Here is a 10989-nt window from a genome sequence, read left to right on the forward strand (position 1 = left end):
CAGCAGCACCGCCTCCTGGGTCAGCCCGCGGCCACGGGCGGCCTCGCCGCGGCCATCCCAGCCGCTGGTGTAGGCCGCGTAGATCGCCTGCAGCACCGCCGCCGAGCGGGCCGGCAAGGCCTCGGCCTCCGGCAGCACGAACGGAATGCCGGCATCGCGGATCTTGGCCTTGGCCCGCACCAGCCGCTGGCCCATGGTGGCCGGCGCCACCAGGAAGGCGGCGGCGATCCGGGAGGCGTTGAGCCCCAGGACGGTCTGGAGCATCAGTGGCGCCTGGATCCCCGGATCGATCGCCGGGTGGGCGCAGAGAAACAGCAGCCGCAGCCGCTCGTCGGGAATCTCCATGGCGTTCTCACAGGTGTCCGGATCGAGGCCGGGGGTCGCGGCATTCAGCTCCGGCAGCAGCTGCTCCAGGTTCCGGTCGCGGCGGACCCGGTCGATCAGACGCCGCCGGGCCACCACCAGCAGCCAGGCTTCGGGGGCCCGGGGCACCCCCTCGCTGGGCCAGCGCCGCAGGGCGGCGAGGAAGGCATCCCCCAGGGCGTCCTCCGCCGCCGCCACATCGCCGCAGCGGGCGGTGAGCCAGGCCACCAGCTTGCCGAAGGACTGCCGTGCCGCCAGCTCCGCCGCCCGCCGCCCCTCCATCTCAGGGGGCTTCCATGGCGAGCACCGGCCGCACCTCCACGGCGCAGCGCTCCGCCGCCGGGCAGCGGGCGGCCCAGGTGAGGGCGGCGTCAAGGTCGGGCACATCGATCAGGAAGAAGCCGCCCAGCTGCTCCTTGCTGTCGGGGAAGGGCCCGTCCTGCACCTGCCGGTCGCCGTGGCGCAGGCGCACGGTGGTGGCGGTGTGGGGGGACTGGAGGGCCTCGCCGCCGGCCATGTGGCCGGCCGCGGCCAGGGCCTGGGAGTAGGCGGCGTAGGCCGGCATCAGGCCGGGACGGTCAGCGAAGTCCTGCTCGCTTTCGTAGATCAGAACGGCGTACTGCATGGTGGGGACTCGAAAGGTTGGTGGGGGACACACTCCCGAAGGGCCTGCGTCATCTCCATGACGGACGGCGGGCCGCCATTTCGACAGAATCAATCCATTCCGCCCCACCCCGTGTGCCCTCCATGCCCAAGGTCGAGATCTACACCTGGCGCTTCTGCCCGTTCTGCATCCGGGCCAAGCAGCTGCTGGACCGCAAGGGTGTGGCCTACGAGGAGTACGTGATCGACGGTGACGAGGACGCCCGTGACGCAATGGTGGCCCGGGGCCGTGACGGCCGGCGCTCCGTGCCCCAGGTCTTCATCGACGATGCCCATGTGGGCGGCTGCGACGACCTCTACGCCCTTGAGCGCCAGGGACGCCTGGATGCCCTGCTGGCCGTCGCCAGCTAGGGGGCGGCGCCCCCCTTCCATTCCGCCAGCTCCACGGTGATGTCCTCCGGCCCCCGCAGGAACACCAGCTTGCGGTGATGGAACTCCATCACCGCGTTGCGGAGCGCGACGCCCGCGGCCTGCAGCCGGTCCACCGTGGCCTCCAGGTCGTCGACGGCGAAGCAGACGTGGTTGAACCCCACCCGGGCCAGGTTGTCCATGGCCGGCTCGGGAAGGGGCTCCGGGTGGCGGTAGTGCAGCAGCTGCACCTCCAGCCGCGGCGTGGCGCCGGCCAGCACGAGCGTCACATGGTCGGCCTCGATGCCCTCCACCCCCATGTAGTCGGCGAACGGGGGCCCGCTGATCAGCACGGCCTTGTCCTCCACGAAGCCCAGCAGGCCGAAGAAGTGCCGGGCTGCCGCCAGGTCCCGCACAACGACGGTGACGTGGTCGAAATGCCGGATCATGGCTGCCGATTCGCTCCAACGCTGGCCCGATTCTCGCCGGGCCCGGCGCCATCCGGAGGTAGCCCCGGCCCCCCACCCGGGGATCCCAGCGGCCAGAGTGAAGGTCACCTCCGGCCGGCCCGATGAGCGACAACGCCAGCCCCGCCGATGCCGCCACGCCCGGCCAGGGCGGCGGCTGGCCCCTGATCGACGGCTGGGCCAAGGCCACCCTCAGTCCCCGGGGGCCGAAGCTCTGGCAGACCCTCAACCACAGGAGCGCCTGCCTCTCCTGCGCCTGGGGCACCGGCGGCCAGCACGGCGGCTTCTTCGACGAGCTGGGGGAGCCGCTGCAGCGCTGCCTCAAGAGCGTCGAGGCGATCATGGCCGAGCTGCAGCCGGCGGTGAGCGAGGGGGTGTTCGGCACCCGCAGCCTGGCTGAGCTGCAACAGCTCTCCTCGATGGAGGCCGACCGCCTCGGCCGCCTCAGCCACCCCCTGCTGCTGCGCGAGGGCCGCAGCCACTACGAGCGCATCGGCTGGGACGACGTGTTCGCCATCGCCGAGGCCGCCTTCCAGCGCCCGCCGGAGCGGGTGGCCTCCTACAGCTCGGGGCGCTCCTCCAACGAGGCCGCCTACCTGCTGCAGCTGCTGCTGCGGGCCATGGGGTCCAACAACCTGGCCGATTGCTCCGACCTCTGCCACGCCCCCTCCACCGTGGGGCTCAATGCCGTCTTCGGCTCGGGCACCTCGATGGTGAGCCTGGAGAGCCTGCAGCAGGCGGATTGCGTGGTGCTGGTGGGCTCCAACGCCCCGGCCAACCACCCGCGGCTGATGAACGAACTGATCAAGCTGCGCCAGCGGGGCGGCACGGTGATCGTCATCAACCCGGTGATCGAGGTGGGGCTGCTGAAGTTCGGCTCCCCCGCCTTCCCGATCCGCTCGATGCTGGCGGGCTCGGAGATCGCCTCCCTGTTCCTGCAGCCCGTGCCGGGCAGCGACACGGCCGTGTTCCTGGGGCTGCAGAAGGCCCTGCTGGAGACCGGCGCCGTGAAGCGCGACTTTCTGGCCGCCCACGCCGACGGCTGGGAAGCGTTGCTGGAGCAGCTGGAGCGCACCTCCTGGGAGGCGATCACCGCCAGCTGCGGCCTCAGCCGCCAGGAACTGGAGCATGCTGCCGCCGTGATCGCCGCGGCCCGGGGCGTGGTGTTCGCCTGGGCAATGGGCATCACCCACCACGCCAACGGCATCGACAACGTCCAGGCGATCGCCAACACCGCCCTGCTCAGCGGCAACGTCGGCCGGCCCGGCGCCGGCACCATGCCGATCCGGGGCCACTCCAACGTGCAGGGCTTCGGCTCGATGGGGGTCACCGTCAAGCTGCGGGCGGAGATGCAACAGGCCCTTGAGCAGCTGCTGGGGCGCCCCCTGAGCCGGGTACCCGGCTACGACACCCGCGCCCTGATCGAGGCCGCCGATGCCGGCCGGGTCGACAGCCTGCTGTGCCTGGGGGGCAACCTCTGGGGCGCCAACCCCGACAGCGGCGAGGCGAGGCGGGCCCTGGGCCGGATCGACACGATCCTGTACCTGGCCACCAAGCCCAACCAGGGCCATTTCCACGGCCTGGCCGCCCGCCAGACCCTGGTGCTGCCGGTGTTCAACCGCTTCGAGACGCCGCACCGCACCACCACCGAATCGGGCAACAACTACGTGCGCCTCAACGAGCCGGGCACCACCCACCTGCGCGGCGCCGACCTGATCAGCGAGGTGGCCTTCCTGGCCGAGCTGGCCCGGCGCCGGATGGGCAGCGATCCGATCGACTGGGGGAGGCTGCAGGATCCGTCCTACGTGCGGGAACTGATCGGCCGCACCGTGCCCGGCTACGGCCCGATCGCCCGCATCGATGCCACCCGGCAGGAGTTCAGCGTCGAGGGGCGCCTGTTCGACACCCCGGCCTTCCCCACCCCCAGCGGCCGGGCCCGGGTGGCGCCCACCCCCCTGCCCGAACTCACGCTGCCGGAGGCGGAGCACTTCGGCGGCCTCGGGCCGGGGGAAACCGGCCTGGTGCTGGCCCTGATCACGGCCCGCAGCTACGGCCAGCACAACACCGTCGTCTACAAGGCCGGCGACAGCTACCGGGGCATGCCCCACCGCCACACGATCCTGATGAACCGGGCCGACCTGCGCCGCTGCGGCCTGGCGGCCCACCAGCGGGTGACGGTGCAGGGGGAGGCGGGCGCCCTCGATGGGGTGGAGATCATCCCCGGCGAGATCCGCGAGGGGGCCGCGCTGATGTTCTACCCCGAGGTGAACGTGATCATGAAGGCCGTGATCGACCCCCGCTGCGGCACCCCGGCCTTCAAGCGGGTGCCGGTGCTGGTGCGGGGTCCGGTGGCTGCAGGGTGAGAAACAGGGCCTCGATCTCCTCACTGGGGAGGGGGCGGGAGAACAGGTAGCCCTGACCGAATTCACAGCCCAGGTCGATGAGCAGTGCCAGCTGCCGCGCGGTGCTGATGCCCTCGGCGATCACGGCCAGGCCCAGCTGTCTGCTGAGGCTCATGATCGTGTCAACAATTTGAAGGTTTTCACTCGATTCCTCCAGCTGGCTCACGAAGGATCGATCGATCTTGAGATTGTCGATCGGGAAACGATTCAGGTAGCTGAGGGAGGAGTAGCCTGTGCCGAAATCATCGATGCTGATCTGGATCTTCCGCTGACGGATCTTCTGCATCAACAGCGTGGCAGCCTCCGGATCACCCATCACGGACGTTTCGGTGATTTCCAACTTGAGGGAGGCGGGATCAACCCCCGTTTCCACCAACACAGCATCGATGTCATCAAGGAGCGTGGGGCTTTCGAACTGGCGCGCCGACAGGTTCACACTCATCGTGAACCCGGGCCAGCCGCCGTCGTGCCAGCGGCAGAGCTGCAGACACGCCTTGCGAAGAATCGTGCGCCCGACCGGCACCACCAGGCTGGAATCCTCCAGGCAAGGGATGAAGGCATCGGGAAACACCAGGCCACGGGAGGGGTGCTGCCACCGCACCAACGCTTCGAATCCCACGATCTTGCGGGAGCCCAGATGCAGGATGGGCTGGTAGTAATTGATGAATTCCTCCCGTTCCAGAGCCCTGAGCAGGTCGTTCTCGAGAATCAGTCGATCGCGGGTGGCGAAGTGCAGCGCACGGTCAAACGTCTCAGAACCATTCTTGCCGCGCCGTTTCGCCAGATACATGGCCGCATCGGCCGCCTGGAGAATCGTTTCCGGTGAGGATACGGTCTGCATGCCCAGGGCGATGCCGATGGACATCGTCACAGGGATCTTGATCCTGCCGATGGAGAACGGAGCGAGGAAAGTCTCGCGAATCGATTCCACCCACCTCGCGATCGCCGCCTCATCGGGGGCCTCGAAGAGCAGAAAACAGAATTCATCCTCCCCCATGCGGGCCAGCAGATCGCCGGGGCGGAGATGGTCCAGGAGGCGTTGGGCGATCGCCTTCAGCAACTGGTTGCCGAAGGCATGGCCGAAGGCGCCATTCACCCGCTTGAAGTCGTCGCAGTCGAGGTAAGCCACGGCCATCTGGGGGTTGTCGGCTCGGCAGGCCGTCGCCAACGACGTCGTCAGAAAGGCTCGGCTGGGAAGGCCGGTGAGCTGATCCTCGTAGAGCAGGCTCTTCAGTTGGGCGGTGCGTTCGTCCACCAGGCCCTCGAGCCGCGTGTTGAACGCCTCAAGCTCCTGGTACTGCTGGCGAATGCGCAGCATCGAGCGGGTGCGTGCGACCAGCTCCAGCCGGTTGATCGGTTTGCTGATGAAGTCGTCGGCGCCGGCATCCAGACAACGGGCCAGATCCTGCCTCGAGGCCAGTGCGGTGACCATGATGATCGGCACGGCGGACCATTCCGGCATGGCCTTGAGACGGCGGCAGAGCTCCAGGCCGTCGATGCCAGGCATCATGACGTCGAGCAGAATCAGATCAGGCCGGGTGAAGGCAAGGCCGTCGAGGGCACACTGGGCTCCATTGGCATAATGAAACGCGTAGGTATGCCCAGAGACCGGTTGGCTGTGGGGGGAACTGAGCAAGGCTTCGATCACATCGAAGTTGGAGGGCTGGTCGTCAATGACCAGGATTGAGAAGGCCCCCATCAACGTGCCACCTTGGGCGTCAACAGCTCCTCGATCATCAACACAAGCTTCCGCAGCGTGACCGGCTTGCTGACATAGCGATCGGCACCTGCCTCCAGGCAACGCTCGCAATCGTTATCCATGGCCAGGGCCGTCAGGGCAATGATCGGCAGATTGACCGGAATGGATGTGGCGCGGATGTTCCGCATGGCTTCCAATCCATCCATCACGGGCATCTGGATGTCCATGAGGATCAGGGCAGGGTCAGCGGTCATCGCCATGTCAACGGCCTCCAGGCCATCTCTGGCGATCATCACCCGATAGCCCTTGGCCATCAGATAACTGGACACCGTTGTGATGTTCGCTTCATTGTCTTCTGCCAGCAGAATCAAGGGGGCGGAGCGGCTTGGTGTGCACAGGCAGGAGATCTCGCTCGACGGCGGGCTGTCGATGCTGCCGGCGGTGCTGGTGGCCAGGTGCAGGAGAGGCAGATCGACATGGAACGTGCTGCCGGCCCCAAGGACACTGGACACGGCGACGCTGCCCCCATGGAGCTCGACGATGCGCTTCACCAGAACCAGCCCAAGACCTGTACCGACATATTGACGGTTAAGGGCGCTGTCGATCTGAACAAAGGGCTGAAACAGTTTCTGTTGGTCGTCAGGATCAATGCCGATGCCCGTGTCGACGACGGAAAGACGCAAAATCCCATGAAGGGAGGAGGGACCGGAAGCCCCTTGAACGTCGGTCCTAAGGGAGGCCTCAAGAGTGACCTTGCCACCGGAATGGGTGAACTTGACAGCATTGCTGAGCAAGTTGATCAGGACCTGGCGCATACGCCGCTCGTCGATCAAGAGCTCGGGCAGCGCTTCTTCCATGCTGATCGACAGCTGGATCTCCTTATCGGAGGCTTGCTGCTTGATGAATGCCAAGCTCGACTGGCATAGCTGGGCGATACTGGTTGGCGCGCAGCTGAGCTCCAGACGACCAGCATCATACTTGGAAAGGTCGAGGATATCGTTGATCAGCTCAAGCAGATAAGTGGCGCTTAGCTGTACATTCGAAAGGGCATTCCCCTGGCGCTGGTTGATCACGCCGAACACGTCATCCTGCAATCCCTCCACCATGCCAAGAATCACATTGAGAGGGGTTCGCAGCTCATGGCTCATGTTGGCGAGAAACTCGTCCTTGAGGTACGTGGCCCGCTGCAACTCAGCATTGGTCAATGCCAGTTCGCTGTTGCTCGCCGTCAGCTGAACCTGGGCGATCTGCCTTTCCGTGAGTTCCTGCTGGAGTTGCGTGAACAGGTCGCTCTGGTTGATGGCCAGGCTGAGTTGATTGGCAATCTGCTGGAGCGTCTGAGCCTCCGTTAGCTTCCAGGACCGCACGGATGTGCAGGCATGGGCAACGAGCACACCCCAGAGCTTCCTCTGGCGGTTCGGCGCATTCCAACGGCTGTCCGTGTTGGAGCAGGAATCAGCCAGGATGGGCGCCACGATCTTTGATTTGATCTGGCCGGCATTGGAATAATCAACCAGACACTCCGTCCAGCGATCATTCATCACATCGCCAACGATTCGAGGATCGCCATTCAAGTAGTTGTCGAGGATCTCCTGATCCCAGACCTCATCTTCCCAGCACATGCTGATGAGGCTTGGAAAGTCTTGATCGACCGATTCGCTGACGATCTGACTCGACCCGTTCGGATGCAACTGGAAGACGATGACGCGTTCACATTGAAGAATCGCCCTTGCCTGGGCAGCGACGATGCCAAGGATGTCATCGAGATTCAGGGTTTCCCTGATGCGGTGGGCGATCATGGCAAGCGCTTCCTGCTGGCGGAGCTGCTGGGCAATGCGCTGCTCTGCCTGCTGGCGCACCTCCAACTCCGTCTGCACCTGCTCATAGAGCAGGGCCTGCTGGGTGGCGATGGCCAGCTGGTTGGCCAGCTGCTGGGCCAGATCGATCTCGCTGGGCAACCATTCACGGGCATGGCTGCACTGGTGGATGCAGAGTAATCCCCACAACACATCCCCTGGCACCAAGGGAATCACCAGATTGGCCCGCACATGAAACTGCGAAAGAATATCTCGGTGGCACTCCTCCAACCGATCTTCCTGAATATCCGAAGAGGCGAAGAATCGGCCCTCAGCGTAGAGGTTGGCAAAGTGGTCCCCAAAGCAATGATCATGGACGTTGGCCTTCAGTGCTGATGGATAATCCGCAAGGACAGATTCCGCCACGAAGCTGCCATCGTTGAAACCCGAGCCGTCGTGGAACCGGAAGACGCCCACACGATCGGCGCCGATCAGACCTCTGATCTCTTCGCAGGCGGTGTCGAAGATTGTCTGAAGGTCGAGGGACTGGCGAATTCGCTGGGTCACCTCACGCAGCAGGCTCTCGCGCTGGGCCTGCTGCCGAACGATCTGCTCGGATGTGTGCCGTTCGCTGATATCCCTGAACAGGACCTGGTTGATCACACTGTTGCCGAGCTTCAGCTGCGAAAAAGTGATGTCAATCGGAATGGTCTGGCCGCTGCTGTTCTGGATTCGTGTATTGAGCAGCTGGCGGGGCTGGCCATCGGCCAGGCTGCCGAAGGCGGCTCTGGCCCGCTCCTGCTCTTCACTGGGATGGAGTTGGGAGAAATGCATCTGCAGGAGCTGGTTCTTGCCGAGGCCCAGCAGTTCCTCGGCGCGGCGGTTCACCTCCACCAGGTTGCCTTCCGTGTCGGCCAGAAAAATGGCATCACTGGCCCCTTCCATCAGAGCGCGGTAGCGCGCTTCCCGCTCCAGAAGCATCCGTTCCGATCGTTTCCGATCGGTGATGTCGCGGAAAATGCCCCGGGCGGCTACCGCCACGCCCCCTTCCTGACGGCAGTTGACGCTGCCCTCTACGATCAGCTCCTGCCTGTCCCTGGTGAGGAAGGTCAGTTCGATCCTGTCAATGTCGAGAACGGAGCCCGTTCGCATCTCCTCGATCAGCCGACGGCAGTGAGGAACATTGTCGGGGTGAATCACGTCATAGAGCGTGAGAGCGCCCAGCTCCACCAGTTCGTAGCCAAGCAACCGCAGCCAGGCCCGGTTCACAAACTCATAGTGCCCATCCTCGAGGCGCACACTCTGGATCAGATCATTGGTGTTGTTGAACAGCTCCTGGAGCCTGGCCTCCTCACTGCGTAGCTGGAGTGTCCGCTCCTCCACCCGCTCCTCCAGCTCAGCGTTGAGGTGCACCAGGGCCAGTTCGGCCTGCTTGCGCTGGCTGATCTCCGTATGGGTACCAAGCATGCGCAGGGGCTTGCCGGCGCCATCCCACTCAACGATGCTGCCCTGGGAGAGGATCCACTGCCAGTCACCGTCAGCGTTGCGCATGCGAAATTCGACCTTGTAGGTCGGTTGCTTGCCGCTCAGGTAGTCGTTGAAGGTCTGGCGTGCCTTCTCCACATCATCAGGATGGAGTCGCTCGAGCCAGCGCTCATTCGTCTCCTCGAACGTTTCCGGGTCGTATCCCACCATCAAGGCGTACTCCGGGCTCACGATCGCCTTGCCCGTCTGGATGTTCAGGTCAAACAGGCCCTGGTCCGCCGCCTTCAGCGCCAGGCGCAACCGCTCCTCACTGGCCTCCAGAAGGGTGGAGTTGCGGTCCTGCTGCAGCGCGATGCCCAGTTGCACCGCCACTGCCTTGAGAAACTCCACATCCTCCGGTTGCCAGTCCCGGGGCCGTTCGCTCTCGCTCACCTGGAGCATGCCCCAGAGGGTGCCGCCGCTGATCAGCGGGACCAGCACCTTGGCGCGGATGTGCAGGCTGATCAGCTTCTGACGGTGGCACTCCGAAAGGCCGGCCCGGTCAACGTCCGCAATGATCCGCACATGGCCGCCGAGATAGAGCTCGATGAGACGTTGATCGAAGCAGCAGTCATCAAATCGAAGGCCCAACAAGCTTTGGTTCGAATCGCTGGATTCGACCACCACCACCGCCTGTCGCCAGCCATCCTCGAATTTCCAGATGCTGGCCTGACTGCAGTCCAGGAGTTCGCGGCAGTGGTGCAGGGTTCTTTCGAGAATGTCCTGGAGGCCGATCGAGCCCCGGATCTGGCTGCCCAGCTCGACGAGAAACCGGTGGGCCTGGAGCGCGCGGGGGCGCAGCGGAGCACCGTCCTGCTCCGTGGCCCTGTCCGCCAGCGCCGAGGCGGGCGGCTGGCTGGCCCGCAGCATCTGGTCGAGATGGAGGAGGCCGAGCAACGCGCCCTGGTCATCCACCACGGGCAGATAGCGGCGCCCCCAGCGGCTCAGCTCCCGCAGGCGCTCCACCAGTCCAGGGCGTTCCCGCTCCGAGAGGCACAGCACCGGCTGGACCATCACCTCCGCCATGGTCTGGGCGTGCAGGGACGGGGCTGTGGCCGCCAGCGCCACCAGATCGATGCTGCTGAAACTGCCCAGCACCCGCTGCGTCTGGTCCACCACCACCACGCAGCTGGCCCGGGCGTGCTGATGGGAGCTGTCCTGGTCCGGGAAATCGCTGGGCTGGCCCACAGGAGCGAGGGCTTCGGCCATCAGGGCCGCGGTCTCAGCCACCGAGGTGGTCGGCGCCACCACCAGAGGATCGGGGATGACCGAAGCCTTCAGAGAGGAGACGAAATGATCCGTTCCACCAACAGGCAAAGGCGGGTGCAACTCCTTCACTTTTGAAATTATACCGGCCGAAAACCGGATTTCAACCGCCAAGATACGCCATTTCCGCCTGGGGCCGTGGAGGCGTCGCCACCCCCTCACCCGGGCGAACCATCTGCCGCTCTTCGCTATAGCGATCGCGGCGCTGCATCCAGAGGCGGCGCAGCGCCCGCTCCAGACCGGCGGCATCGGCGCCGGGCCGCAACAAGGGTTTGAGGTCGGTGCCGTCGGCGGCGAACAGGCAGCTGTAGGCCACCCCGTCGGCGGTGATCCGCAGCCGGTTGCAGTCGCCGCAGAAGGGCGCCGTGATCGAGGCCACCACCGCCAGGTGGGCGCCGCCATCGGCTCCGGCAGCATCAGCGGCGCGGTCGCGGTAGCGCCAGCGGCCGGCGGTGCCGTGG

The 10989-nt window shown here is 65.5% G+C and carries 7 protein-coding genes and 1 pseudogene; 2 read left to right on the forward strand and 6 right to left on the reverse strand.

Annotated features, from left to right (window positions below; translation table 11 throughout):
* On the reverse strand, positions 1-645 hold a 645-nt coding region (locus VB737_RS12060), incomplete at its 3' end, for a sigma factor (protein ID WP_500313258.1).
* Position 646: 1 nt separating this feature from the next.
* Positions 647-988, reverse strand: coding sequence for a YciI family protein (locus VB737_RS12065; RefSeq protein ID WP_500313260.1), 342 nt, complete (start codon positions 986-988; stop codon positions 647-649).
* 122 nt (positions 989-1110) lie between these two features.
* Here VB737_RS12065 and grxC point away from each other — a divergent pair, with 122 nt between their 5' ends.
* Positions 1111-1377 (forward strand): glutaredoxin 3, encoded by a 267-nt coding sequence (gene grxC, locus VB737_RS12070; protein WP_106219572.1) that lies wholly within the window; start codon positions 1111-1113, stop codon positions 1375-1377.
* Here the strand turns inward: grxC and VB737_RS12075 are convergent.
* Positions 1374-1823: a VOC family protein gene (locus VB737_RS12075; RefSeq protein ID WP_500313262.1), complete on the reverse strand. Its 450-nt coding sequence runs from the start codon at positions 1821-1823 to the stop codon at positions 1374-1376. The two genes, grxC and VB737_RS12075, sit on opposite strands and share 4 nt — an antisense overlap.
* Positions 1824-1945: 122 nt before the next feature.
* Between VB737_RS12075 and VB737_RS12080 the strand changes: the two genes are divergently transcribed.
* Complete coding sequence (locus VB737_RS12080) at positions 1946-4204, forward strand: FdhF/YdeP family oxidoreductase (RefSeq protein WP_500313264.1); 2259 nt, start codon at positions 1946-1948, stop codon at positions 4202-4204.
* Here VB737_RS12080 and VB737_RS12085 read toward each other — a convergent pair.
* The 3 genes and pseudogenes from VB737_RS12085 to VB737_RS12095 all read right to left on the reverse strand — a co-directional run.
* Positions 4158-5942, reverse strand: coding sequence for a two-component system response regulator (locus VB737_RS12085; protein ID WP_500313266.1), 1785 nt, complete (start codon positions 5940-5942; stop codon positions 4158-4160). The genes VB737_RS12080 and VB737_RS12085 overlap by 47 nt on opposite strands.
* Positions 5942-10642, reverse strand: coding sequence for a GAF domain-containing protein (locus tag VB737_RS12090; RefSeq protein ID WP_500313268.1), 4701 nt, complete (start codon positions 10640-10642; stop codon positions 5942-5944). The genes VB737_RS12085 and VB737_RS12090 overlap by 1 nt, the downstream gene beginning before the upstream one ends.
* A pseudogene (locus VB737_RS12095) lies at positions 10632-10989 on the reverse strand (GTP 3',8-cyclase MoaA); the annotation flags it as partial. The gene VB737_RS12090 and the pseudogene VB737_RS12095, both read right to left, overlap by 11 nt.

Origin of the sequence: Synechococcus sp. BA-120 BA3 (assembly GCF_034931285.1) — a bacterium.
GTDB lineage: Bacteria > Cyanobacteriota > Cyanobacteriia > PCC-6307 > Cyanobiaceae > Cyanobium.